22 protein-coding genes and 1 pseudogene are annotated in these 26,516 nt (G+C 59.9%); 15 read left to right on the forward strand and 8 right to left on the reverse strand.

The window, feature by feature from the left end; translation table 11 throughout:
- Nucleotides 1–166: 166 nt before the first annotated feature.
- The 3 genes from tcuA to DJ73_RS12015 all read left to right on the forward strand — a co-directional run bounded on the left by tcuA (nt 167) and on the right by DJ73_RS12015 (nt 3,662).
- A complete protein-coding gene (gene tcuA, locus DJ73_RS12005) occupies nt 167–1,609 on the forward strand; it encodes an FAD-dependent tricarballylate dehydrogenase TcuA (protein WP_094558068.1) in 1,443 nt (480 codons plus the stop codon).
- Nucleotides 1,610–1,673: 64 nt separating this feature from the next.
- Complete coding sequence (locus tag DJ73_RS12010; protein WP_094558069.1) at nt 1,674–2,651, forward strand: aminopeptidase; 978 nt, start codon at nt 1,674–1,676, stop codon at nt 2,649–2,651.
- A gap of 48 nt (nt 2,652–2,699) precedes the next feature.
- Nucleotides 2,700–3,662: a D-isomer specific 2-hydroxyacid dehydrogenase family protein gene (locus tag DJ73_RS12015; RefSeq protein WP_094558070.1), complete on the forward strand. Its 963-nt coding sequence runs from the start codon at nt 2,700–2,702 to the stop codon at nt 3,660–3,662.
- Between the two features lie 142 nt (nt 3,663–3,804).
- Here DJ73_RS12015 and DJ73_RS12020 read toward each other — a convergent pair whose 3' ends face one another.
- The gene (locus DJ73_RS12020; RefSeq protein ID WP_094558071.1) at nt 3,805–4,248 is read right to left on the reverse strand and encodes a universal stress protein; all 444 of its coding nucleotides are present in this window, start codon (nt 4,246–4,248) and stop codon (nt 3,805–3,807) included.
- 85 nt (nt 4,249–4,333) lie between these two features.
- Here DJ73_RS12020 and DJ73_RS12025 point away from each other — a divergent pair, with 85 nt between their 5' ends.
- On the forward strand, nt 4,334–5,827 hold the full coding sequence (locus DJ73_RS12025) for an aldehyde dehydrogenase (RefSeq protein WP_094558072.1): 1,494 nt from the start codon (nt 4,334–4,336) through the stop codon (nt 5,825–5,827).
- On the opposite strand, the gene DJ73_RS12030 is transcribed toward DJ73_RS12025, so the two are convergent.
- The 3 genes from DJ73_RS12030 to DJ73_RS12040 all read right to left on the reverse strand — a co-directional run bounded on the left by DJ73_RS12030 (nt 5,828) and on the right by DJ73_RS12040 (nt 9,866).
- On the reverse strand, nt 5,828–7,645 hold the full coding sequence (locus DJ73_RS12030) for a thiamine pyrophosphate-binding protein (RefSeq protein ID WP_094558073.1): 1,818 nt from the start codon (nt 7,643–7,645) through the stop codon (nt 5,828–5,830).
- 122 nt (nt 7,646–7,767) lie between these two features.
- Entirely contained in the window at nt 7,768–8,559 is a 792-nt protein-coding gene (locus DJ73_RS12035; protein ID WP_094558074.1) for an SDR family oxidoreductase, read from the reverse strand.
- A gap of 56 nt (nt 8,560–8,615) precedes the next feature.
- Nucleotides 8,616–9,866, reverse strand: a complete 1,251-nt coding sequence (locus DJ73_RS12040; RefSeq protein WP_094558075.1) for a 2-methylaconitate cis-trans isomerase PrpF family protein — start codon at nt 9,864–9,866, stop codon at nt 8,616–8,618.
- Between the two features lie 140 nt (nt 9,867–10,006).
- Here DJ73_RS12040 and DJ73_RS12045 point away from each other — a divergent pair, with 140 nt between their 5' ends.
- Both DJ73_RS12045 and DJ73_RS12050 read left to right on the forward strand, forming a co-directional pair.
- Nucleotides 10,007–11,191 carry an MFS transporter gene (locus tag DJ73_RS12045; RefSeq protein WP_176451127.1) on the forward strand — a complete coding sequence of 395 codons (1,185 nt, stop codon included), beginning with the start codon at nt 10,007–10,009 and terminating at the stop codon, nt 11,189–11,191.
- Nucleotides 11,192–11,367: 176 nt separating this feature from the next.
- On the forward strand, nt 11,368–12,354 hold the full coding sequence (locus DJ73_RS12050; protein ID WP_094558077.1) for an aminopeptidase: 987 nt from the start codon (nt 11,368–11,370) through the stop codon (nt 12,352–12,354).
- A gap of 69 nt (nt 12,355–12,423) precedes the next feature.
- Here DJ73_RS12050 and DJ73_RS12055 read toward each other — a convergent pair whose 3' ends face one another.
- Nucleotides 12,424–13,815 (reverse strand): SLC13 family permease, encoded by a 1,392-nt coding sequence (locus tag DJ73_RS12055; RefSeq protein WP_094558078.1) that lies wholly within the window; start codon nt 13,813–13,815, stop codon nt 12,424–12,426.
- Nucleotides 13,816–14,076: 261 nt separating this feature from the next.
- Between DJ73_RS12055 and DJ73_RS12065 the strand changes: the two genes are divergently transcribed.
- From DJ73_RS12065 to DJ73_RS12085, 5 genes are all read left to right on the forward strand, one after another.
- Complete coding sequence (locus tag DJ73_RS12065; protein ID WP_176451128.1) at nt 14,077–15,144, forward strand: tripartite tricarboxylate transporter substrate binding protein; 1,068 nt, start codon at nt 14,077–14,079, stop codon at nt 15,142–15,144.
- Between the two features lie 152 nt (nt 15,145–15,296).
- Nucleotides 15,297–15,872, forward strand: coding sequence for a tripartite tricarboxylate transporter TctB family protein (locus DJ73_RS12070; RefSeq protein WP_254921643.1), 576 nt, complete (start codon nt 15,297–15,299; stop codon nt 15,870–15,872).
- A complete protein-coding gene (locus DJ73_RS12075) occupies nt 15,873–17,372 on the forward strand; it encodes a tripartite tricarboxylate transporter permease (protein ID WP_094558081.1) in 1,500 nt (499 codons plus the stop codon). It abuts the gene before it with no gap.
- A gap of 362 nt (nt 17,373–17,734) precedes the next feature.
- Nucleotides 17,735–18,124 (forward strand): cupin domain-containing protein, encoded by a 390-nt coding sequence (locus DJ73_RS12080; RefSeq protein WP_094558082.1) that lies wholly within the window; start codon nt 17,735–17,737, stop codon nt 18,122–18,124.
- Nucleotides 18,125–18,169: 45 nt separating this feature from the next.
- Entirely contained in the window at nt 18,170–18,940 is a 771-nt protein-coding gene (locus DJ73_RS12085; RefSeq protein ID WP_094558083.1) for an SDR family NAD(P)-dependent oxidoreductase, read from the forward strand.
- A 72-nt stretch (nt 18,941–19,012) separates the two neighbouring features.
- On the opposite strand, the gene DJ73_RS12090 is transcribed toward DJ73_RS12085, so the two are convergent.
- Nucleotides 19,013–19,810, reverse strand: coding sequence for an SDR family oxidoreductase (locus DJ73_RS12090; protein WP_094558084.1), 798 nt, complete (start codon nt 19,808–19,810; stop codon nt 19,013–19,015).
- A 144-nt stretch (nt 19,811–19,954) separates the two neighbouring features.
- Complete coding sequence (locus tag DJ73_RS12095; RefSeq protein WP_094558085.1) at nt 19,955–20,446, reverse strand: redoxin domain-containing protein; 492 nt, start codon at nt 20,444–20,446, stop codon at nt 19,955–19,957.
- Nucleotides 20,447–21,378: 932 nt separating this feature from the next.
- On the opposite strand from DJ73_RS12095, the gene DJ73_RS12105 reads away from it, so the two are divergent.
- From DJ73_RS12105 to DJ73_RS12120, 4 genes and pseudogenes are all read left to right on the forward strand, one after another.
- Nucleotides 21,379–21,618 carry a hypothetical protein gene (locus tag DJ73_RS12105; RefSeq protein ID WP_094558086.1) on the forward strand — a complete coding sequence of 80 codons (240 nt, stop codon included), beginning with the start codon at nt 21,379–21,381 and terminating at the stop codon, nt 21,616–21,618.
- A 235-nt stretch (nt 21,619–21,853) separates the two neighbouring features.
- A complete protein-coding gene (epsC, locus tag DJ73_RS12110) occupies nt 21,854–22,726 on the forward strand; it encodes a serine O-acetyltransferase EpsC (RefSeq protein ID WP_094558087.1) in 873 nt (290 codons plus the stop codon).
- Nucleotides 22,727–22,782: 56 nt separating this feature from the next.
- Nucleotides 22,783–23,226: pseudogene (locus tag DJ73_RS12115) on the forward strand (transposase); the annotation flags it as partial.
- An 887-nt stretch (nt 23,227–24,113) separates the two neighbouring features.
- Nucleotides 24,114–25,250 (forward strand): hypothetical protein, encoded by a 1,137-nt coding sequence (locus DJ73_RS12120; RefSeq protein WP_176451130.1) that lies wholly within the window; start codon nt 24,114–24,116, stop codon nt 25,248–25,250.
- 130 nt (nt 25,251–25,380) lie between these two features.
- On the opposite strand, the gene DJ73_RS12125 is transcribed toward DJ73_RS12120, so the two are convergent.
- Complete coding sequence (locus DJ73_RS12125; RefSeq protein ID WP_094558088.1) at nt 25,381–26,220, reverse strand: winged helix-turn-helix domain-containing protein; 840 nt, start codon at nt 26,218–26,220, stop codon at nt 25,381–25,383.
- Nucleotides 26,221–26,516: the final 296 nt, after the last annotated feature.

A 26,516-nucleotide genomic window follows, 5' to 3' on the forward strand; every position in this document is an offset into this window, starting at 1 on the left:
ATCTACAGAAGTGATCTCCTGTGCGCGCTTATCTATTTTACCCCCGAAAAGGGGGCTATCGCCACACCAAGCCGACCAACTGGAGCAGTTTGATTTAACCTAGTAGTTCTGACATACTCTGGCGAGCAAAAGGGTTTAATAAACACTCGTCATATCGACAGGCGAGATGCACGTTATCGACGGTCACGATCTCGTCGTGGTGGGGTGTGGTATGGCTGGCCTCGCCGCTGGGCTCCGGGCTGCAGAGCTCGACTTGAACCCGGTGTTGCTTGAGAAGACGCCTCGTGAGGAACGGGGCGGTCAGACGCGGTACGTCCAGTCGTTTCGCATTCCTTCCGCAGATTCCGGACTCCCAGAACGGGGCTACGAGTTCGACATTTCGGACTACAGCGCAGACGACTACTACGATGACATCATGCACCAGACCAGTGGGAAGGCCGACCCGGACATAGCGCGAACACTCGTAGATCTCGCCTCTCCTACCGCTGAGTGGCTCACAGACCACGGAGTCGACTGGGACATGGAACCACCTCACGTCGGCTACACGGTAGCACGGACGTTCATCGACGGCGAGGATTTGGTTCCCACGCTCATCGAGCGTATTGAGGAACTCGACGGTGAGATCGTCTACAATGCGGAGGCGCGCGACCTCAAGGAGAGCGACGATGCCGAACGACGAGTGACGGGCGTTGAGGCGCTCGTCGACGGAGAGCGGGTCATCTACGAGGCCGACGCCGTAGTGATTGCCAGCGGCGGGTACGAGTCCGACGAACGGAAACGGACGGTGTATTACGGCGATGGCTACGATGAGATGACCGTCCGCGGGAGCCCGTACAACACGGGCGGTCCCATCGACATGGCGCTTGATATCGGAGCGAGGGCGACGGGCCAGTGGAGCGGCGCTCACATGAGTCTCATCGACGGCAATTCGCCGCCCGCCCGAGGTGGTGCGAACCGAATCGACGGCTACCAGTACTGCGTTGTTCTCAACCACGACGGAGAGCGATTCGTCGACGAGGGACAGGACGCCCGTGCCCACACGTACGCAAAGTTCGGCCGCCTGTTCTTCGAAGAGGAGGACCACGAGGTGTTCCTGATCGCGGACAGCGAGATGGAAGAGTACCTCTGGCCGCAGGGACCGTCCGACCCGGTGTACGCCGACACAGTCGCCGAGGTGCTCGATGAACTCGGCTGCAAACACCCCGAAAAAGGTCAGGAGACCGTCGAAGCGTACAACGACGCTTGTCCGGATGACCTCGAGTTCGACCCCGAGACGCTTGACGGCAACAACGCCGAGGGAATCGAGCCGCCCAAATCTAACTGGGCCGTGCCGCTCGATAACCCGCCGTACGTCGGCTACCCACTTACCGGAGGGATCACATTCGCGTTCGGTGGCGTCGCTACGACGACCGACGCAGAAGTACTCGATACGCGTGAAGAGACCATCCCCGGTCTGTATGCCGCTGGGAACAGCGTCGGTGGGCTGTTCTACGACAATTACCCCGGCGGTACGGGACTGACCAACGCCGCTGTTTATGGGAAAATTGCAGCCGAGTCGGCAGCCGACGAACTGGAGCATCGAGCCGCGAGAGCGGAGGCTGACGACTGAACGAACCGCCGTCGGTCCCGCCGGGAGACACACTTTTATAAACACCTATGGACTGGTTCGAGGTATGGACTCAGTCCAAGAAATGAAAGGTGCAAGCATCGTTGTCGACACCTGTGCGGGAATCCAGCCGGGCGAGGACGTCCTCGTCGTCTCCGACTGGGAGGTCGCAGATGTCGCCGAACGCGTCGCCGCCGCCGCAAACGAGCGCGACGCGAACGTCACGATGACAATGATGGATCCCCGCGAGTACGACGGTAATGAACCCGAGCCGTCAGTCGCGGCGGCCATGCTCGAAGCGGACGTGATCATCACGCCCGTCCACCGCTCCATCACCCACTCCAGTGCGACAGCCGAAGCGAAAGAAGCCGGTGCACGAGTGATCAGCATGGTGAAGTTCACCGACGAACAGCTGGTCCACGGGGGCCTCTACGCTGACTACGAGGGAATGCGACCGCACTGCGAGGAGATGGCCAAAAAGTTCGGTGAGGCCGACGAAGCCAGGATTACATCCCCGCAAGGGACCGACGTGACAGTCGGCCTCGAGGGACGTGACGGCAACGCCCATCCAGGAATCGCCCACGAGTCCGGCGAATTCACGGCGCTCGTCCATATCGAGGCTAACATCTCCCCCGTAGAAGGAACCACGAACGGGACGGTCGTTTTCGATGGTGCCATCCCCAATCTCGATATCGGCGTCCTAGAGACACCTGTCACGATGGAGATTGAAGATGGCGCGGTCACCTCCGTCGACGGCGGCAAGGAGGCGAATCGCATCGCGAATGTCTGGGCGGAACACGACGACCCCGCTGTATACAACATTGCCCAGTTAGCTGTCGGCATGAATCCCGAGTGTCCCGAGTTCAACGGCTGGTTCTCCAACGATCACGGGCGCTACGGGAACGTCCACTTCGGTATCGGCACGAGCAGCAATCTCGGTGGTACCACCCGCGCACCGGTCCACTTCGACGCGATGATGGCCGAGCCGACGCTCGAGCTCGACGGCGAAGTTGTGCTCGAAGACGGCGAGTTCACGTTTTTCTGAGCGACAGATGAACTGGAATCACGGACGACAGTTAACGGCGGGAGAGACATGAGGCGGGCACTCGTCGATCAGGACTTACAGCCCGATGAGGCACTTAAAGAGAAGGTTGGCGATCGGATCGAGCTTGATATCGGCGTGGAGTCGACCGAAGAGGCAGTGATTGAGGCACTTGATGGTGTATCTGTACTGTTCACCACGTCGCGGCTACCGATATCTCAGCGGGTTCTAGAGACGGCCAACGACCTCGAGGTCGTCGGGAAGATTGGGACCGGCCTCGACAATGTCGATCTCGACGCCGCGGCTGAGTTAGGAATTGGCGTGGCGTACACACCGGGACTGAACGCGGCCGCGGTAGCTGAGTACACCGTGGGGCTCGCACTTGCGGTGTCACGTGACATCCTCCAGAACGACCGCCTTCTGGAGGCCGGCGGGTGGCGCGACGAGACTGAGCTGAGCACCTCGGTCCACGGTAAGACCGTTGGTGTGGTCGGATTTGGCGACATCGGCAGCCGCGTCGCTGCCTTCTTTTCTGGGCTCACGACGAACGTGCTCACGTATGACCCGTACGTCTTCGAAGAGGACACCGACATCACCGGGGCTGAGCTAACCGACTTAGGGGACCTTCTCGAGCGCAGCGACATCGTCACGGTCAACGCGGAGTTGACTGACGAGACGGAGGGGCTGATTGACGCTCCCGAACTGGATCGGATGCAAGAGTCAGCGATTTTGGTAAACACCGCCCGAGGATCAGTCGTTTCTGAGTCGGCGCTGATAGACGCGATAGAGACCGACGAAATCGCCGGCGCTGGCCTCGACGTGTTCGGGACCGAGCCCCTGCCACAGGACTCTCCATTCCACAAGTTCGACAACGTGATTGCCACGCCCCACGTCGCCGCGACGACCACGGAGAGCCGAACCCTCAGCATCGACGCGCTGGTCGACAGCGTCTTCGGGATGCTTGACGGGGACGGCGCACCGGAGCGGTACACGGCAGTCGCTCTCGAGTCGTAGACCTGGAGTAGAGCTACGGGCTCACCGTGTTCGGGTCCTTCTTCAGGGGAGCCGTCCAACAGATTACTCAGCTACGAACCGATCGGGTAGCTGACATTCAACCGACCAACCTGATATCGGCAACCCGGGACAACGTACCGCCTTACTCTGGGGTTTCGCTCACCCGCGGCACGGCGAGAGTCGGGCGGTCAACGCTCGTGAGAACTTGTTGTGCAGTGCTCCCGAAGACAGCCTTCCCGACAGCGGAGCGCTTCCGAACCCCGATCACGATATAGCGCGCATCCCTGCGCTTTGCAAGCGAAATGATTTCGCCTGCGGCGTCCCCCACCGCACCGGTCGCTACGAACTCGTCAACGACTGGCTCCGCAATTTCCGAAGCGATTGAGGCAGCGATCTCTCGGACTTCGTTGGGGTCGACCGCGTCTGCGGTCTCTGACACGCTCGTCTGTTCGAGATTGACAAATTCGTCTCGACTCAACACGTGAAGCACCTCCAGCTCGTCGTCGAACTGGCGCGCAAGCGTCTCCGCTGCTTCAAGTACATTATGCGAGTTTTCCGCTTCTTTGACTGCGACCAAGACGGTCATACCTGTCTCATGATTGCTCTTACGTATAGTACTTACTCGCCCCACTACCTCAACGGTTATCACTTTCGAGACAGATGAGAGTTGTATGGACGCAAGCGAGTTGCTATCACAGCAACAGGAGTATCAGATGATTATCGATGGAGAGCAAACGGAAGCAGCTGGCGGCGAACGGTTCGACGTCTCCTATCCGTACCAGAAGACGATGTGGGCGTCAGTGCCCGAGGCGACAGCAACGGACGTCGACGACGCCGTGACAGCCGCTCGACAGCGATATGAGAGTGACTCCTGGCAGGCTCGATCGGCAACTGAGCGGGGGAAGTTACTGTTCTCTCTCGCCGACAAGATTGAAGAACACACCGAAGAGCTCGCCGCGCTGGAGACGCTATCGAACGGGAAGCTGATCCGCGAGATGCGGGGCCAAGTCGAGAGCCTCCCGGATTGGTACCGGTATTATGGGGGACTCCCAGACAAGGTGCAAGGCGACACGATGCCGGTCGAACAAGACGGTTTCTTCGGGTACACGACGCCCGAGCCGTACGGCGTCGTCGGGGCGATCACGACGTGGAACTCACCTCTATCGCTGGCAACCTACAAGATTGCGCCGGCCATCGCGGCCGGCAACACGGTGGTGTTGAAACCGTCCGAGCTGGCGCCAGTCTCGGCGCTCAGGCTCGCAGAGCTGGCGGACGACGCGGGTTTCCCATCGGGCGCGCTCAACGTGGTCACGGGCTTCGCCGAGGCCGGCGCGGCGCTCGCGGGTCACGACGATATTGACCGAGTGGCGCTAACCGGCGGTCCCGAGGCGGGACGCGCGGTCGCGACCGCTGCGGCCGACAACATCGTCCCGAGTACGCTGGAGCTCGGCGGAAAGAGTCCAAATATCGTGTTCCCAGATGCTGATCTAGAAAACGCGGTGACGGGCGCGATCAAGGGGATCTTCGCCGCCAGCGGACAGACCTGCATCGCCGGGTCACGGTTGTTCCTCCACGAGGAGATCGCCGAGCAGTTCTTGAATCGGCTGGTTGACCGCACCGAACAGATCGATCTCGGCGATCCGCTCGACGAGGAGACAGAGATGGGACCCATTGTCTCGGAGTCTCAACTGTCCAGCGTTCAGGAACACGTCGAAAGCGCCATCGACGACGGAGCAACACTTTTGACCGGAGGACCGGAGCGCGACGTCCCCGGCGGGCCGTTCTATCCGCCGACAATTCTGACCGATGTAACGAACGACATGGCAATCGCACGCGAGGAAGTGTTTGGCCCGGTGCTGGCGGTCCTCACGTTCGAAACTGAAGACGAGGTCATCGAGAAGGCGAACGATTCTGAGTTCGGGCTCGCGTCGGGCGTGTGGACGAAGGACATCCAACGCGGCCACCGGATGGCCGACGCGCTGGAGGCGGGCGTCGTGTGGCTCAACACGTACCGGAAGTCGTCATTTACGATGCCATTCGGCGGCTTCAAGCAAAGCGGAATCGGGGTTGAAAAGGGAATAGAGGCGATAGAGGAGTACGTGCAGACGAAAAGCGTCTGGGTCGAAACGGAAGACGAGGTCTCAGACCCGTTCCGTCTCGTCTGATCAACGTGGCTGACAGACCACGTCGACGAGGACCGGGTCGCCGCTCTTGACTACCTCCCAGGCTTCACGCAGTTTCGGTCCGAGTTCATCTGGGTCCTCGACGGGACCGAATCCTTTCACACCCATCGACTCGGCCATCGTCGCGTAGTCCGGCGTCGGTTCGTGGAGACCGGTGCCGACGAGTGCGCTCTCGAAGCTCGCATCACGGCCGCGGTGTTCGGCGAGTGTCATCCGGTGGTCTGTAGAGTTGTACAGCGAGCCATTGTTGTGCACGACGGTGAAGATCGGCAGCCCGTAGTGGCCGATCGTCCAAAGGCCACCGGGGTAAAACATCAGGTCGCCGTCAGGTTGGAGGTTTATCGGGATCCGGTCTGTCTCTTGATAGGCTAACGCGCCGCCGATCGCCTGACCGATCCCTTGGCCGATGCCGCCGCCTCCCGAATAACTGCCGATGTACTGGTCGTATTCGTCGATATCCCACAGCTTGTAGGCCCATCCGCGGAAGGTCCCGTTCGTAAGCACCCACTCCTCGTCCTCGATAACGTCCCAGATCTCTCCCGCCACGCGGGGCAGCGAGATGGGTGTCTCGTCCCACGCCGCTTCGGCCTCGTCTCGCCACGCTACGCGCTGGTCGTCGTGAACGCCTTCGATCGAAGCGCGACGGGAGCGTACCCGCTCGCGCGCCTCGGCGTCGCCCTCAATCCGAGACTGTACCGCGTCGCGAAGCTGAGGTACTGCGAGTGCCGTATCGGCAGTAATCGAGAGATCCGTTTCGCGGAGTGCGAACTGATCAGAGACCAGCCCGGATGGGCGCGTGTTGTGTGTTCCGACGTCGATTAGCCCGAAGTCACCGTTGACCGACTCCGTCTGCTCGTGCGTGACCGGTTCGGTGTCGGTGAGAGTGTAGTTCGAGCTCCACACGTCGAGCGCGAGCACGACGTCAGCGTCGCGATAACGTTCGGTTCCGGCCAGATCAAGTGGATGAGTGTTCGGGAAGTTGTAGCGATGCGGTGTGCCGACGCGGTGGGAGTGGAACACCGGGGCAGCGAGCGACTCCGCCAAGTCAACGAGCGCATCGACCGCCTCTCGAGAGTCCCCGACGGCGTCCGAGAGGATAACGGGGAAATCAGCGTTAACGAGTCGGTCTGCCGCCCGCTCGACGGCTTCGGGATCAGGCGCGATACGAGAGGGGGTCTCGAACTTCTCGAAGTCTGGAAGAGGAATCGGCTCGTCGAGTTCTGCCTCCTGAATTTGATGGTCTAAGGCCACGTACGTCGGCCCCTTAGTCTTCGAGTTGGCGATGTTAATCGCGTTCAGAAGCGATTCGGCAACGCCGTCGACGTCGACCGGCTGGTCGTCCCATTTCGTATATCCGCGAACGAGATTCCCCTGAATCTGTGCCGTATGAATCCAGTCGAAGAAGGGTCGCCGTTTTGACTTCTGAACCGGGCCAGTCCCCGCCAAAGCGATGACCGGGACGCGGTCGCAGTAGGCATTGAAGATGCCCATCGTCCCGTGGAGGGTGCCGACGACGTTGTGGAGGATACACAGCGCCGGCTCGCCGGTAGCCTTGGCGTGTCCGTGGGCGATCGCCACGGAGAGCCCTTCGTGAGGAACCTCGATTATCGGCGGCTCCTCGTCGTTGTAGTTGACCAAGGACTCCTCGATACCCCGAAACGACGATCCTGGATTAAAAGAGACAAACTCGAAGCCGTATCCCTTTAAGAAGTCGGTGATGTAGTCGGAGCCGTACGCCTGGTTACTGGTGTCTACCGTCCGCCGCTCTCGCGGTGGGGGGCTGTCCGGAGTATAACTCATGAAAGCTCGCTTTGGCTCAACGGCGAGACTCTACTTAGTCGTACTGGCGACAGCCAATTATAGTGAACGCTGACGTTCTGACGGCGCACAGGGAAGACCGGCTGATGAGCTGTCGGCCTTTGCTATAACGTCGACCGGCTGACGCCGCCGTCGACGGATATCGCTGTCCCGTTGAGGTAGCTCGCGCGGTCAGAACAGAGAAATGCGACGAGGTCGCCGAGTTCGTCTGGACTTCCAAGCCGCCCCAACGGACTGTCACCGGCACGGTCGGCAAGCACCTCGTCGTAGCTATCGTACTCGCCGCGTTCAATCGCTGCCTCACCGAGCGACCGAATCCGCTCTGTCTCGATACTCCGGGGGAGCACCATGTTCGATCTGACGTCAGGTGCGAGCTCGCGCGAGAGTGTCTTTTCCAGCCCAGCGACCGCCATCCGCACCGAAGCAGACAGTACGAGCGTGCTCGATGGTTCCTTGACACTCATGGAGGTGATATTGACGATGCTCCCGCCGCCGTTGGCTCGCAGATGCGGCTCCCCGGCACGGACCGCACGCACGACGCTCATCACCAGCATGTCGAAGGCGTCGTACCAATCTTCGTCTGTCGTCTCGAGGGTCGACTTACTCGCCGGACCGCCGGCGCTGGTAACGAGGTGGTCTAGTCGTCCGAACTCGTCGACACACCGCTGTACGACGGCCTCGATGTCCTCTCGAACAGCGATGTCACCCTGCTGACCGACCACGGACCCCGTTGCGTCCCGCTTAATGTCCTCGACCGCCTCATCGAGCCGGTCCCTGTCCCGACCGTTGACCACGACATCGACGCCCTCCGCGGCGAGGGCCCGCGCTGACGCCTTTCCGAGACCGCTACTCGACGCTGTCACGACTGCCGCGTTGCCCGCAATTTTCAGGTCCATACGATCCGTGCAACCGAGACGAAAATAAGTGCCCCGCCCTCCAGCGGGACGATCGATCATTCTGACGTGTCCGGACTGAGCTGTGACAGGCTACCGATATAGCGGTACTGCGCCTCGCCGACCAACAACGGGCGAGCGGTCCGCCTAACCGTAACTGCCTCAATTCGGGGGCCTGCTCCATCGTCAGTGTCCCCACTACGAGTATACCGCGTCTCATCTGCAGCAACTTCCACACCGATCTCTATCTTCCCTTTAGGATGGCCGATAGTAACCGAACCGTCCGTCGGGGAACGGACGGCTTCGTTCGGGACCGTTCCCGGCAGGGACGCCGTCGCAGCGAGACACATTGCACCGGTCACGGCGTAGGCGTGGTGAGGCGTCCCAGAGGTGACGATTCGAGCCGTAATGTCGATCTCGTCTGCTGAGACGTGTGTTTCCACGGAGGAGTCGTACGACTGCGGTTCAGAGACGACAGCGATCTGCGGGACCGCAGGCGATTCGCTACGCGAGCGCGACGCGTCGTCCACCAGCCCGATCCGCTCGCAGACGACGCCGCGGATCCGTTCGAGCTCGTCAAGCAGTCCTGGCGTCTCCGATAGCTCCTTCGGCAGTTCGGTTCCATCGAGACCTAAATCGGCCGCCCGCAGGAAGACGCAGGGATTCCCCACGTCGGCGACGGAGCAGGTCACGCTGAGGTCACTACCGTCCCGATCGGCTCCCTCGAGGGTGACCTGTTCGGTCGTTGTCCCCGTCGGAAACAACGCGCTGGTAACACCGCCGGCTGGGTCGCGGAAGCGAGAGGGGATCTGGGGGCCCGTTCCGGGCACACCGTCGATCGCGTAGTCGCCGTAGACGTCGAGTCCGTGGGAAGTCACGGGAACGGTCTGGTCGATTACGGTGTCGGTGTTGGTGTTGACGAGGGTGAGATCGGCGGCGGGCGGTTCGACACGGACGATGCCTTGGTGGACGGCGAACGCACCGATGGCGCCCGTAAGATTACCGCAGTTACCGCCCCAGTCGACGACGGGATCCTCGACAGCGACCTGCCCGAACGTGTAGGCCACGTCGACGTTCTCACGGTCCGCCGGCCCGACGATCATGAGCTTACTCGTGTGAGATTTCGCGCCACCAATACCGTCGACCTGGAGCGGATCCGGGGAACCGAACAGCTCCAATACGAGCTCGTCGCGGAGCGGCCCGGGCTCGGGGAGGATACCTTCTCGGACGAAGAACCCCTTGCTGGTGCCACCGCGAAACAGTACGCCCGGAACAGACCCTTGACCAATGGGCTGTGGCGTGTCCGACATATCCACGACGAGGCGCAAGCGACGAATATAGGTTTCGCTGCGAGCGACAGCAACGGCGTGAATGGCCCCTCGGAGCGCGACAGTTTGCTCCAATTGCCGGGAACTCTACTACCAAGTGTGGGTGTCTCATCGTGGCCGACGTGTCAACCAACGACCGCTCCGTCTGGGCAGGCGCCGACGGGCGGATACTTATCGCCCTCTCGGCGGGATGGCTCGCGGTTCGACTCGGACGAGAAGCCATCCCGCCGCTGATCCCGACACTCATCGACGATCTGCAGATATCGCCATCGACAGCGGGATTCGGCCTCACCGTTATGTGGCTCGTCTACGCACTCAGTCAGTATCCCGGCGGTCGTCTCTCGGACGCGCTCTCGCGGAAGACAGTGCTCACGGTGAGTCTCGCTACCCTCGTGGTCGGCTTCCTCGTGCTTAGCGTGGTCTCCACATACGCTGGACTCCTCATTGGCTTCGTCTTCGTGGGGCTCGGCGCCGGACTGTACTTCGTTCCGTCCCGGGCACTTCTGACAGACGTCTTCGGCGAGCGCCGTGGCCACGTTTTCGGTATTCAGTCAGCATCCGGCTCCATTGGCGCGGGTGCGGCCGCAGGCGTCACGCTCGCCGCCGTCTCGGTCGGCGTCTGGCAGCTCTCGTTTCTCCCGGTCATCGGCGTCCTCGCCGTCGTGCTGTTCGCGCTGGTGCGATGGGCCGACGGTGAGTGGGTGGTCGGTCGTGTCTCCCTTGAACTCGGCGGCACGAGCCGTCGGGTGTTTGCTGTCTCGCGTGCGAGATCGCTGCTTCTCGCGTATGTCTGCGTTTCTTTTGCTTGGCAAGGATTTCTCGGCTTCCTGCCGACATTCTTGCGAGTCGAAAAATCGTTTAGTCCCACTTTGGCGGGAGTGGCCTTTGCATCGGTCTTCGTCATCGCGATTATCGTCGGGCCGCTCGCGGGTCGACTTGGGGACGCAATCTCTCGCATATTTGTCGGGGTCGTTGCGACTGCCGTCGCCATTGTCGGCCTCGTCGTCTTGATCACGTCAGGAAACGTCGTCATAGCTGTCGTCGGCGTCGTCGTCGTCGCGACCGGGCTCCGCGCCTACCCTCCGGTCATGCAGGCGTACCTCATCGGTCTGTTTCCGGATGATAGCATGGCCGGGGACCTCGGGGCGATGAAGACCATCTGGACCGGGATTGGGAGCTTCGCACCCACGTACGTCGGTGTAGTTGCCACACGGTGGAACTACAGGCTCGCCTTCGGAGGCTTCGTGGGCTGTTTAGCAGTCGCCTGCCTCATCCTCGCGGTTATCCACCTTTCGACGGAGTCGTAGACCTCACAGCTCCCCAGATAGACCACACTCCACTGCCGATCCGTATCCGTCCGGACGGAGTCCCTCTCAACACCGTGGATTGGTCGTCCGTCGCTACCGAGCCGTCAGAGCTGAACTCGCAACGCTGTTTGAGTCACGCATAGATTTAAGCGCGGTCCCGGAGATAAGTAGGCCGTATGCCTGAGCAAATGCTTGACTTGGAGATGATCGACGCGTCCACCTCAGTCGTAGAGGAGTGTCTTGACATCAAACCCGACGAGGAGGTCCTCGTTATCACGGACGCTCGAAAGGTCGGCGTCGGCCGAAACATCGCGACGGCAGCTAACGCCGCCGGCGCGACGACAACGATGTCGGTGATGCCACTTCTGGAGAGCCATGGAAACGAGCCACCGGACGTCGTCGCCGACGCCATGGCCGCTGCAGATGTGGCGTTCACGTGCACCACGCACGCGATCACGCACACCCGATCGCGGCTACGCGCCGCCGAGGCAGGAACTCGATTCGGAATCCTACGCGGCGTCACAGAGGAAATGATGGTTGAGGGCGCGATGACGGTAGACTTCGAGGAACTCCGCCGCATCACCGAGGGGCTTCGAGACGTCCACGACGCCGCCTCCGAGGTTCGCGTCACAAGCAAACAGGGAACCGACATTAGTTTCAGCGTCGACGGATGTAGCGCGTTCTCGCTCGACGGATACTATCACGAGGCGGAGGGATTCGCCACGCTTCCCCCGGGCGAGTCCCCGACCCACCCGAAGGAGGACACGGCGAACGGGACCATCGTCGTCGACGTGTCGATGGACAGCCTCGGCCAGCTCGACGAGCCGGTCACCTTGGAGATCGAAGACGGCTTCGTTGCAGACGTCGACGGCGGCAGTCAGGCCGACGAGCTCCGTGAATTGATCGAACGCAGCGACGAGAACGCCGGGAACCTCGCCGAGTTCGCGATGGGGACGAACCCGAAGGCGAAGCTCATCGGCAACCTCGCTGAGGACAAAAAGCGGAGCGGGACGGTTCACTTCGCTATCGGCGACAACGAGTCGCTCGGCGGGACCAGAAAGAGCGACATTCATCTGGACGGCGTCGTTCGCACGCCGACGGTCGAGCTGGACGGCGAGACCGTCGTCGAAAACGGTCGTCTCCTCACCGAGAAGTTTCTGTAGCGTCGGCAGAGGTTCAATCCACGATTAACTTCGATTTTCTCGACGGTGTCGCCTCGCTAGTGGTCTCCCTCAGGTGACCAGTGGCCAATAGAGGGTCCAGCAGAGCACGATCGCGAGGACAGCGTACCCCGTCGTGACGAGCCCCGTTACGATCACGTCAATCAAAGACATCGGTCCTTTGTCGTAGGTGAGGAGCACCGTCGTCGTGTTGAACGGAAACACGGTCGAGCAGCCGACCACCATCAGCAGCGACAACGAGAGGAACAGCGCATTTATCTCGAACGTCTCGGCAAATCGCAGCATTACGGGAAATAACACGAGAAGCGATGCCGACGCCGTCGAGAAGAACAGCCGGACGACGAACGCCAGTGCCAACAGGAGCGCAACAGTCTGCCAAAGAGGAAGTGCGCTGAACGGAAGCACACGCTCCGCGTTTCCGATCACCCACGAGAGGACTCCGGACGACTCCAGTACGCCGAGTAAGGAGAACATCGTCCCGAAGACGAAGATGATCCCCCAACTGATCGTCGTCATGTCATCGCCTGTAACGATCCGAATCCCCGGTAGCGCGAGAAAGAGGATTGCCGCGGTGGGGGGGAAAATAGTCGGAATACCAATAAATGACCCGACGATCCAGAGGAAGATAACCGCGGTCATTACGCCGATGACGATCCGTTGGTCCCGGTCGAATCCGGTTCCAGATGGACGCTCCTCCCGTGGTGTGGGAACTGATGCGGCGCCGACAGGGTGGATGAAAAGAATGGTCACAACCGCGAGGACAAAAATGAACACCGTCGGCGGGAGCATTAACACTGCCCAGTCCAGCCAAGAGATGTCAGTAACAGACGAGCGGATAAACTCTGAGGAAAGGATCGCCATGCCTCCGCCGGTCATCAGTCCCATCGACGCGACCGGGTTGACGTGACCGAGGATCAGGTGAGCGTCCAGGAGGAAGTTCTCATCGTCCGAGACATCCCAGAGTTCGTCGAGTTCCTCAAAGATGGGTAGGAACGCTACGGTCCGAGCCAGCGCCGACGGCATCATAAATGAGAGTGCGAGTAACCCCGCGGCGGCCAGCCGGATCGTCTCTCCTGGCGAGTCAGCCACGAGCAGTCGTCGCGCGATCAGTTGGTCCAGCCCGACCTTGGAGATCGTGTTTCCGAGAAGCAGGAGAATGAGGAGAAAGAAAACGAGCCGTGACGAAAAGCCGCTGGCAGCAGTGGCGAACGAGTCTACGAGACCTAGCACATACAGGAGCACGACGGTCGTGAGACTCGATATCGCAAAGGGAACGGGCTTCGTCAGCCACATTACGAGCGCAAAAAAGAACAAACCGAGTACGCGCTGACCGGTCGCAGACAATCCGTTAACCGGGAACCCTACGACGCTTCCGTACAGACAAACTACGCTCAGCGCTACGCCGATCGCCGGTACAATATCAACATCTCGCAGGCTTCGCATGCAGTGAGTGAAATTTACAGATGCGGTAGAATCTGATAAAGGTGGTGGAGCAGGCCATTCATCGAGTAGTTATCGTTAGGATGAGATTCAGTCCCGACTGTGGGGAGTTTTGAGGTTGGTTAATCCGGGTTTCGACGGCACCTACCGTGGGTGTGTCGTCCCTCCACCATCTGTTCCGCATATACTACCATTTAAATTATGGAAACTATTATATATGATTGTATTTTCTAATCAAATGGGTCGATCATGACAAATGACCGCATGTCTCGCAGGTCACTCCTGCGATATACTGGTGGGGCATCGACAATCGCAATAGCCGGCATCGCCGGATGTTCGGGCAACGGCGGCGACGGCGGCGACGGCGGCGACGGCGGCGACGGTAGCGACGGCAGCGACGGCGGCGACGGCGGGGACGAATACCCGAACCAGCGGATCGAGTACATCGTTCCCTTCAGCGAAGGCGGCGGGACCGACACGTACGCCCGACAGATCATGCCGCAGGTATCGGAGATCCTCGGTGTCTCGATCCAGATCAACAACGTGCCGGGATCGGCGTCGCTCCGCGGCGCGGGTCAGATGGTCCGCGCCGAACCCGACGGGTACACCTTCGGTGGATTCAATCCGCCGTCCACGCCGGTGTCTTACCTGCTGAACCCGCCGGACGACTGGGAACTCACGTCGCTTCGCGGAGTGTGCGGGTACGCCCGGACGCCGTACGTCATGTATTCGAACCCCGACCAGGGCTTCAGCGAACTCGCGGACGCTATCGAGGCGTTCGACAACGGCGATATCACCAACATGGGCGGTCAACAGCGAGGCGGGATCGTCAACGTGATCGCCGAGATCATGAAGAACAACGACGAGTACGGCCTGAGTTGGGAGAACTACGTCGGCTACGACGGCGGTGGCCCGCTGGTTCAAGCCGTCGCGTCCGGTGAGGTGCCCGTCGGTGTCACCACCGACGCGTCCGGTCTCAGCGCGGCCGAGGACGACCGCGTCGACGTGATCGCGGTCTTGTCAAGTCAGGGGAGCAACGTGTTCCCCGACGTGGCGTCGGTGACCGATCAGGGGTACCCCAACATCGACTACGTCGGTCAGCTCACTCGCTGTATGTGGATGCCGGGCGACACGCCGGACGAGCGGGTTCAGACGATGTCAAGTGCCGTCGAAGAGGCGCTCCAGACGGAGCCGGTCCAGTCGTGGTCCGAGGAGACCGGCAACATCATCGAGTACAACCCGCCGGAGTTCGCCGACGAAGTGCTCCAGCAGTCCTTCGAACAGATTCCCGAGAACGTGGACCTCGAGGCCCTACGGGAAGCGACGAACTGAACGCCCTCCACTCGTTTCCCAATTATTTCCCGTGGTCGCGCGACGTACCGACTGCGATTGGCAAGTGAACCCCGACTAAGCGGTCCCGTCGGCCGGGGCTATCTAACCAAACGAAAATTACATAACAACCCAAAACAATGCCACAATTTGACATGGTACGGCAACAACTCGGTGATTTGGACAGTGAACAGATTCTCCTCGGATTCTTGATAGTCGTTTCCGGCTATATGGTGATTCAGACTTTCCAGTGGAACCGAACGACGGCGGTGTTCCCGCGGTACATCGGGTCGGCGACGCTGATCGGCTCGGTGCTGCTTTTGATTCGCGAGTACCTCCCGGAGCCGTTTTACACCGTCGTGGCCGGTTCGACGTCGATCACCGGCGGGAGTCGAGAGACGGAGGAGGTGCAAGCGAAGAAGGACGAGGAGCGATCTCCGGCGGAGAGGGAGGCGGACATCCCCGATCGGCCGCTCTCGCCCGCCGTGTTCACCGCTGTCCTCATCACGTTGTACATCGGTCTGAGCTACCTGTTCTCGATGTTTCTGATGACGCCGCTGTTCGTGGTCGCGTACACCGCCTGGTTCGGTCAGCCGTGGTACATGATCGCGCTCTTGACCGGAATAGGGACGCTTCTCGGGTACGCGTTCTCCACCGTGCTGATCGTTCCGGTCGACCGCGGGGTATACGTCGGCGATCTCCTGCAGATCGGAATCTTGGAGGTAGTGTAGATGGCGACAGTCGGCGCCCTCTCCGAAGCGATCGGCATCGCGTTCGGGTGGCCCACCATCGGCCTGATGTTGGCCGGGCTACTCCTCGGTATCTTCTTCGGGTCGCTTCCGGGGATCGGTTCCTCGCTCGGGATGGCGATCATCCTCCCGCTGACGCTTCCCCTCGACGGGATCAGTGCGATCATCCTCCTCGTGAGCATCTACAGCGGTGCGATGTACGGGGGAAGTATCGCGGCGATCCTCATCAACGTTCCCGGTACCGCGGCGGCGGCGGCGACGACGTTCGACGGCTATCCGATGTCCAAACAGGGGAAAGCGAAAAACGCCCTCGCGATGTCGGCGGTTGCGTCATCGGTCGGCGGGTTATTCACTATCATCGCGCTGTTCCTGATCTCTCCCGTGCTCGTCGAGATCGTCCTGCTCTTCGGGTCGCCCGAGTACTTCCTCATCGCGCTGCTCGGCCTCTCGATGATCACGATCGTCTCACAGGGGTCGATGGTGAAGGGGCTCGTGGCGGGCTTTTTCGGGCTCCTACTGACCACTATCGGTATCGCGCCCGTCGAGCCCACGCTCCGGTACACGTTCGGTTGGTTCGCGATCCGCGACGGGCTGTCGTACGTCGCGGCGCTGATCGGCTTGTTCGCCGTGACGGAGATGCTGATACTCGCCCGCGATCAGACGGAGATCGCGGACGCCGACATCTCCATCAGCGGCAGTCTCCGAGAGGGAGTCAGAGAGACCATCCGACACCCGGTGACGGTAATAAAATCGGCGTTCATCGGGATGGGTATCGGTGCGATTCCGGGCTCAGGGGCGTCGGTGTCGAACTTCCTCGCGTACGGTGAGGCGATGCGGGCCTCGGAGAACGCGGAGGAGTTCGGCAACGGGAACCCCAAAGGTGTTATGTCCTCGGAAGCGTCGAATAACGGGACCGTCGGCGGATCGCTCATTCCGACGCTTTCGTTCGGGATCCCGGGGAGCGGTTCGACCGCGGTCCTGCTCGGTGGGCTCATCATGCACGGGCTCATTCCCGGCCCGGACCTGTTCACGAGCCAGCTGCCGAAGACGTACAGCATGTTCATCGCGCTGTTCGTCGGGAACATCGTCATCCTCGTGTTGGGCCTCACCGTTATCACGAAGCTCAGCTACGTGACGCAGATCGACACCAACTACATCATCCCGATCATCCTCGTGCTCGCGACGCTCGGCGCCCTGGCGCTTCGGAACAACTGGGTCGACGTCTTCACGATCCTGGCACTGGGATTCATTGGCTACTACATGCGCAAGCACAACTTCTCAATGGTTGCATTCGTCTTAGGAATCGTCCTCGGGCCGATTGCCGAGCAGAATCTCCTCCGGTCGCTCCAGCTCTCGGGCGGTTCGCTCGGGATCTTTGTTAGCAAACCGCTTTCGCTGATGTTGGTTATCGCGATCGTCGTCGTCTTACTCGGCCCGTTCATTGGACCCAAACTCAAGCAACTGGTCGCCAGACGCACCTGACTGGCGACACACCCGTTCTGCGTGCTCCCTCGTTTCTCGCTCGTCAGTTTTAGCCCTACAAACGGACCACACCCCGTCTGAGCGCAGACGGCACAAGCTAAGAGAGATTCACCTACGACCTCCACCGACAGATCGAGGGCGGCGAGAAGCTCGCGACCAGCGAGTTCGCCGACGCCGTCGTCGAGAGCATCAACGAACTCGGCTAGGCTAACCGTCCGGATTCGCAGTCGATGGATCGGAGCGTTATTCCAACCATCGGGGATTATTTTCCACTCAGACGAACAGGAGATAAAAATCTGCATTCTGTATCTGGAGCACCTCATTGACCTACTTTTTAAGTTCGTCTCGTTACTCCATGTGGCATGGTACGCAGATACGACCCGTCCGAAATCCCGTCAGTGCACAATCTTGCTGATTCCCCTATCGCGAAGGAGGGACTTGGGTTCGAGCAGGTGGTCTTCCGGGGTGTCGACCAAATGGTCGGCATGACTACGATCGGGCCCGAGAGAGAAGACAAGCCACAGCACAGTCATCCGTGGGAGCAGATGACCGTCGTTATCGAAGGGGAAGTCGACTTCCTCGTTGATGGAGAGCGGGTCTCACTTGGCATCCACGACGCGGTAGAGATACCACCGGAAGTCCCACACGCGTCTCGCGCCGTCTCCGAGGACCCAGCGCGCCTACTCGCATTCTGGCCCCTTCGGGAGGACCGACTTGACGCGACCGACTACCAAACAGAGTTCGATGTCTAGTCGAATAACGCTTGAACGATCGGGGGGATTCGAGGTGAGTCAAACATGGATCTGACCGGAAGAACCGCTCTCGTCACCGGGTCAAGTCGGAATATCGGTCGATCGACGGCAGTCCGACTCGCGGAGGCCGGAGCCGATGTGGGGGTCACTGCCCGGACCGACAAGGAGGGATGTGAGGAAACTGCACGTCGCGTTCAAGAAGCCGGTAGCGAAGCCGCAGTCGCGCTCGGTGACATCGGTGATCCGGACGACGTCAAGTCGGTAGTTGACGATATCCGCGATCAACTCGGCCCAATCGACGTTCTCGTGAACAACGCGACCTACCGTCCGTCGAAACCGTTTCTTGAGGTAGAGACAGAGGACATTGATCGCGTGCTCGACATTAATTTCAGGGGCGTGTTCCAGACGACGCAGGCGGTCGTTCCAGACATGAAGGCTCAGGGAGGGGGCTCAGTCGTGAACCTGATCGGGGCGATGGTGTACCTCGGCAAGCACGGGCATGCCCTCTCGTACGGTTCAAAGCTAGGAATCGAAGGACAAATACGCCAGTTGGCAACCGAATTGGGTTCAGATGAGATCCGCGTGAACGGGGTCTCGCCGGGTCTCATTGACGTTAACCGGACCCGGACTGATGAGTGGGAGCGGATCGAGCGGGAAATAATCCGTTCGACCCCACTCGGACGACTCGGAGAGGTTGAGGAGGTGGCCAACGCGTGTTGCTTCCTCGCGTCGGACGCCGCGTCGTTCGTGACTGGACAAGTATTACACGTCAACGGCGGGACTTATCCGACACCGACGCTGGTTCCAGAAGAGTAATGGATTGAAAATAGATCCCATTATTACAGTCACTATGGGAGCTACGGTGATCGGCGAATGCTCACCGCTAAACTACAGGAGACGCGAACTCCACCCGCCGTCAACGGGTAACACCGACCCAGTGATGTAGGATGCGGCCTGTGAGGAGACGAAGGCGACTGCCTTGCCGAACTCCTCAATTGTGCCCATCTCCGGAAGTGGGAGCGCCTCAACGCGAAGTTCGCGCACCGCCGCCTCTGTTACCCCCTCGCGCTCGGCCCGTGCAGCGATTTTCGACTCGATCCGGTCAGAGAGTACACCACGAGGGGCGACGCAGTTCGATCGGACTCCATTTTCCCCCTCCTCATTGGCGAGAGTCTTCGAGAGTCCGTAGATACCCGGTCGAAACACGTTTCCAAGAGTACCGTGCGGCGTCGGTTCCGCCGCAGAGGCGGCGACAAGGTGTGTGACCGCGCCGCCACCATCCCGAAGCCGGGGGAGAGCGGCCTTGCACTGAACCACCGTGCTCCGGAGGACGTCGTTGTATCCTCGATCGAACTTCTCCAAGGAAGTCTCCTCGAAAGAGGTGTTATCCGGACCGCCGTGATTGGTTACCAGCACGTCAAGCCCGCCAAACTCCGTTGTTGCCGCTGCGATTCCGGACTCGATCTCATTGCGGTCAGCGAGGTCCATCTCGACAGTGAGCACCGCATGCTCGTCACAGCCGGTCTCGTCGAGTATCGCCTCGCGAGCACGAGCAAGGTTATGTGCGCTGCGGGAGGCAACCGTTACGTTCGCTCCCTCCGCAGCGAACTGCGTGGCCGCCCCCAGTCCGAGCCCTTTGCTTCCCGCGGCTACGAACACCGATGCTCCGTCAAGCCCTAAATCCATGCGATTACATCTCATGAATGGAATGTAACACTTCCGTTCACGGGAGGGCTCATCACAGACTCGTACATCAGGCCGTACGCCGGATACGGTCGGCAGTGCGACGGAGGTTGCTAGCCAACCGTGTAGTCATAAATGAAATCGCTATCAAACCGCCTCTTTCACTCGTTCTCGGATGTCATCGATGAACGAATCGAACTTGGGGTTCCCATTCTCACGGACCCACCGATACGTGACGACTCCGTCCGAATTGATAATGAAGACACTTCGCTGGGCGGATTCGATCGACCCGTACATATTCTCAGAGACGACATCGAACATCCGGATAAGCTCGTGGTCCCAGTCCGAGAGCATCGGAATGTTGAACCCCTCCTGTGCTATCCAGACGTTTTGGGCAAACGGGAGGTCGACGCTGATGCCGTATATCGCGGCGTCGAGCGCCTCAAAAGAGCCTAATTCATTCCCGAATGTACACATCTCCTCGGTACAGCCGCTCGTGAACGCGCCTGGGACGAACGCGAGCACAATTGGTCCGTCTCCCATCACCTCTGAAAGTGTGAACTCGGAAACATCATCGTAGCCATTGCCACCGGCCAGCGGGACAGTAAAGTCGGGTGCGCGATCACCTTCGGAAACCATGACCAACTGTACTGTAGGGAACGGTGTAATGCTGGTGAATACTTGCCGTCGACAACTCAATCAACTTGGGGGGCTATCGAACGTATGATTCTCGGGGACAACTAATCAACGTAGCTTTCCGTGCCCGGCGATGTTCAGATAAGAATTGAAAGGCGAGGCGGAACGTTTTCAAAGTAATCTATGTCCGAAAACGACGATATTAAATCAAAAACGAGGCGATCGGTGTTTCGAATAATCCATGTCCGAATTCAGTTGCCTCGACGGCTCTACTGAATGGATCGGTTTGGAGTTTATGCAGCGAGAGCGGACACCGACGAGATCGTCGAAAACGGTATTCAGCTCCATCTCGCCAAACTACCAATTTTAAACACTAATAAATATATTTATATTTTAGGCGTCGAGCGAAGCTGAACAACAATTCACGACCGGATTCGGAATGCCAATCTACAGCCATCTGACGGTGCGGGCCCGAATCGCGTCGTAATTGATGAGACTGTGATTCAGATCGACTCAGACAGACTCAGACAGACTCTGGCTGTATGCTGCGGTAAATGTTTATACAACGAATTCCACCAATTTACGTATCTTCTGTCCAAACCTAACAGTCTACGCCGATGTTATCCGCGATCTCAGAAAAGACACCACTTTGACGATGCGCTGTTTCTCGTGATGCTAGCGGACATCTCACAGCTGCACTCTCACGAATCTCGCTCCAATTTCAGATCACTCACCGTGGAAATCGGAACGCTGTTGAATATATTATTAGAAAGATAAAACAGCAATCTTCTTTGCTAACATATATGTTCAGAAACGCGAAGCCGACCGCGGCAGAAGTATGGCTCCGAGCCTTCGCCGTCTGCTGGAACCGATACTTAATTTGACATGATTCCGAATCACCCGTCAAAACTCCATTCTGACTGCTCGGGATCGGTTTGAACTGGAAAGGCGCGACCACGGAAGGTGCGATAGCCGCCGGTGTAGTCGCGCTATTCGGGAACCTCGGTCTAGCGGTCGCCGTCCAGTTCTACGGCTTCTCGCTCCCGCACGGCTCCGCAGCAGAAGCGCTCACGCTCCTCGTTGCTATCGTCGTAATGATCGCTGTAAGCCTCGTCACGAGCGCCAAGGCCCGAGACGACATCGACGACGATATCGAACGCGTCATCGACTCATAGCGTACTCACCACCACAAAATTTTCACAGAGTAAACTATAGTTCCGTTGAAATATCCAATAGTTTATAAAAATTGACTGATAAGTACAGAGAATAGATTCAGTAGATAACAAGTACAGAGGGATCACATATCGATAGACTTCCAGTACAGTGCTAACTCGATTGTCAGGCCCCTAGATCAACAGACACGTGCGAAGTGGAAGAACTAACTTTACTCGCCAGCCTCAACACCAACAGATGGCGTACGAGTACACCGGCGACGTCCACGAAGACCTCGTCGAGTCCTATCGAGCAGGCGAATCGTCCCTCCCGAGTGACACCTCGCGGGTCTATCCTCCCCGCGATTCTCTGCGTGATGAACCACCTCTCCTCAAACAGCTCCTGTTTCCCCGATGCTGGAACGCGACGGAGCTGCTGGACGATCCCGACGAAACTCGTGCCCGCCTGACCGAGCTCGGCAGCTGCATACACACGGGTATCACGGCCTATTCGGATCGTGACGCAGACGATTTGACCGCGATCGTCGAACGGACGCTCGACCGGTTGCCGGCGATTCGACGGACCCTCGAAAAGGATGTCGAGGCCGCGTATAAGGGCGATCCCGCAGCAAAGAGCAACTGTGAGATCATCCGGTCGTATCCCGGATTCCACGCGATCATGACCCACAGGGTGGCGCACATCCTCTACGAGGAGGACAGCTTCGAGTACGCTCGCGAACTCGCCGAGTACTCGAAGGTCGAGACGGGCATCGACATCCATCCAGGTGCGGAGATCGGTGAGTATTTTTTCATCGACCACGGGACCGGGGTCGTCATCGGCGAGACAGCGACGGTCGGCGACTGGGTCCGGATCTACCAGAACGTCACTCTCGGCGCACTCCACTTCGAGGAGGAAGAGGGTGAGGACCACATGCTGGCGAAAGATTATAAGCGTCATCCCGACATCGGCGATCACGTCGTCATCGGTGCCGGAAGCAACGTACTCGGGACGATAGAAATCGGCGACCACGTGAGCATCGGTGCGAACGCCTGGGTGACCGACGACGTCCCGGACGACACGAGCGTGTTCATTTCGGATCACCCCGATCAGGAGCAGAAATCGAACAGGTAGTGGCTTCGGAGTTCACGGACAGTACGCGACACAACTCGGTTACGAAGCGCCGTCTCGTGTTCAAGACCGGGTCGAGGCTGCAAGGACGGCTCATACCCTTTGATTTGGCGGATTTCGGGCACCGCCGGTTGGCACGGATCTGCGAGAATGACGGCTACTTCGTCAGCCGACTGAAACAGAACGCAAACCCGGTGATAACAGAGGAACTCCGCGAATACCGTGGCGACGCCATTCGCTTGGAGGGAAAGCAGATCCACAACGTTGTAGACGATCTCTACCGCACGTGTATCGACGTAGAAGTGGACGTAGAGTTCAAACTGGAACCGTACAACGGCACCCGCTCGTTAGATACGAGGCGATTCCGCGTCGTCGGCGTCCGCAACGAGGACGCCGACGACTATCACCCGTACATCACGAACCTCCCACGAGAAGAGCTTCTCCCGTCGGATCTAGCAACCCTGTATCGGTGCCGGTGGGAGGTAGAGCTGCTGTTTCGTGAACGTCAACGACGGCAGCGCGTACTGGGAGATTCGCGCCCCCTTTCGGCGGTCACTCAGGCAAGCGAAGCGGAAAGGGGCGACTCGGTGGAAAGTACACTATCGAACAGATGACCCAGATCAAGACGGTGGCGGCCGATTATAGAAACGTGCGGTCACCCCGTTGACTGGCCGTATCGAGCTATCCGCTGGTCTATCCCAGTTTTATTCACAGATAATTGCGACCGCCGGACCTCACCTCTCACTAAGCCGTTGGGATCATCTTCACCCGACGCTGACGCGGCGGAGACCGATGGCGACAAGTAATTTTCCTTAAAAAATAACTGCCATAAAATATCATTGATAGCTATCTATAAAATCATATGTTCGCTACGTGTGGTAGTTTTGATATGCGTGCTGGATAGGGAGTTGTCACTACGGTGGTGTGGTTGAATGTGGTGGCTGTAAGCGATTTGTCGGTCACCGATCCGAAGGAGCAGCGATTGAATGCCGTTGAGGGTCGTTGCTGAGACGTGGTGTGAGGTTACGCTGTCCATGTGCTGTGTAGCGTGCTCATTTGAACAGCATTCGTGGTAGATCGTCGGTGGTGGTTGTCATGCGATACTTCTCGCTTATAATATATGTCTAATTTTATGAAGAATAGATCGTTGTACGCGGCGTAAATCGTTCTATCTGCGCTCTATAGGTCTATTCGTAATTGACAGTAATTTAATGTGTATGTCTGTCAATGATATCGGTATGCCTCGTGATCACACACGTGTGCTCGGGGAACCCCGAAACGACGGGACGAGGTACTGTGCAGCTGAACGGACACCGCCACGGGAAGAGCACGACACGGCTCTCGAACCCCATGGGCAGACGACGGTCGATGAGGCAGGGGGTGAGTGAGTATGCCCATCGACGTGGCCACTGAGGTGGTCCTGCAGGGTGCCTTCGGCGGGTCGTTCGACGCCGTCTTCGACGCGCTCGGCGACCCCCCGATATGGCTCGGCGCGTTCGCCGGCGGTGCGTTCGGGGCGGCTATCGGTGCGCTACCGGCGTTCGCGTTCACCGGCTTCCTCGTCATCGCCGGCGCCGCGGCAGGCGTCATTGGGGCGCCGACAGGTGATTCAGTCGGACTCGTGGGTATCGGCTTCGGGCACGTGTTTGGACCGCACATCTCCTTTGCAGGGGGTGCGGCCGCGGCGGCGTACGCCGGGAAGAAGGGATACATCGGGGCCGAAGACGGCTACCACAACGGCAAGGACATCGCGACCGCGCTCGGATGCAAGGTCGACGTGCTGGCGGTCGGTGGCGTGTTCGGTCTGTTCGGTATCGCGGTGGAGCAACTCTCCCGGCAGCTGCTGGTCCCGGTTGACCCGATCCCGCTGGCCATCTGTGCCAGCGCAGTCGTCCACCGGGTGGCGTTCGGCTACGACATCATCGGCGACGTCCGCGGCAGTAACATCCTCGACATGAGCCCGTTCGAACACGGCGAGAAGGTCGGCGCGGTCACCGACGGCGGTGAGCCGGTCGCCGGCGGTAACCGCGTCGAAAACGGTGGCGTCCCGAAAGCCGAGTGGTTGGCTACCGAGCCGTGGCTGGGACACATGTACAAGTGGCACCAAGTGGCCGCGATCGGCCTCGTGGCGGGTCTCGCGTCCGGGTACGTCGCGTTCCGGACCGGGAGTCCGTTCCTCGGGTTCGGGATCAGTGCCGCGTCGCTGCTGTTCTTGAACCTCGGGGTCGAGAAGGTCCCGGCGACACACCACATGACGCTGGCCGGCGGGACGGTGTTCGTCGCTCTGACCGCGTCGGGTGACGCAGCCCTCGCGGGACTCTCAGCCGGGGCTGCGCTGGTCGCCGCCGGGCTCTTCGGGGTGCTGGCCGCGCTGATCGGTGAAGTAGGGCAGCGGATCTTCTACGCTCACGGCCGGACCCACTTCGACCCGCCGGCGATCTCCATCGTCGTCTGGACGGTCCTGGTGGGTGTCCTCCACATTGCGGGCATCGTCCCGACCGGCGTCTGGATCCCGGGGACCGTCTGAGACGCAGCATGACACAGCCGGCTAGGTGCGGCGACACGTCCGCGGTGCCGGCCCCGAAGCGCCTGCCAGACGGCGACGGGCCGCGCCCACCGGTTGGTGTGTTGAGGGTGAGACGAGGGGAGCCGCTCGGTTAGTACGGTGACCGTGAATCGCTGGATCTGGTTCGGCCGACCATGCCGCGTCGCCCGGTCAGCTCAAACGAGTCCTCCTCGGGCTCGTCGATGGGGTCTGCATCCGCCCACAGCGCTTCGAAGAGTTCCTCTCCCCATTGAATCGCCGCGTTCGTTTCCGAGACAAGCGTCGCTCGCCACTCCCCGTCACCCCGGCTCGGGAAGACGAGACACAGCGATCTGGCAGTGCGACCGAGGCCGAAATCGGCGGAGACGACTCTGACTTGGGCGTTCAGGAACGCTCGCTCTCGTTCGGGTTCGCTCCCGACGGTCCCGAGGAGCCGGTCGCGGACCTCACTTGTAACGAGCACCCGGGTGTTTGGATCGTCCGGAATGGCGTCGTCGAGGCCTCGGACGAAGACCGGGGCGAGGACGTCCGGTTCCTCGCCGGCTTCGATTCGTGAAACGAACGCGGAGACGTGTTTGTCGGCGGCCGGCATGTCGCCGCGAACGACGTCGTACTCGCTGATATCGGGTAACCGTCGCCGGAACTGGTCGGGCAGCAGTTCGAGGTCGTGGTGTTGCCAGTACTCGATGTCCTCGTCGAGGAACGCTTCGGTCGCCTGCCGACGTGCGATCGTGTCCGTCACGAGTTGTCCGCACGCGGTCAGTTGCCAGCCGTCTTCGGCCTCGGCGAGCGCGCCGCGTTGTTTGAGATTCGCCAGTTCTTTGTAGACGCCGGAGCGGCAGGCGTCAAGCTTCTCGATCAGTTTCGGTGTCGGCTGCGGTTGGTTCGCGAGCAGCCGGACGATGTCCTCCCGGATCGATGATGCCGTGACGAATTGACACACTGAATCCATGCGTAATCACCCGATCGTGGTTGTCGCGGCCACCACGTCTGCGAACACGCTGCGCGTCCAACATCCGCCTGCGGATCCGTCGAATCCACGGCTGTTGCCGCCTCAGCGGGGCAACTACCCGATATCACCTGCATATGGCAAATATCCTACTTAATTGTTGGTGTCTGTCAAGTAACGGATTGGTACCCCCGGTTGATTCGCCACTGGCTTCGGAAAAGATGGCTGGTCAGCGCGGGTGGAGGACAAGCGGTTCAGTGCGGGGGTCGAGGGGTCGAACGGATCGCGCCATGTTGATA

The organism is Halorubrum sp. Ea1 (assembly GCF_002252965.1).
Lineage (GTDB): Archaea > Halobacteriota > Halobacteria > Halobacteriales > Haloferacaceae > Halorubrum.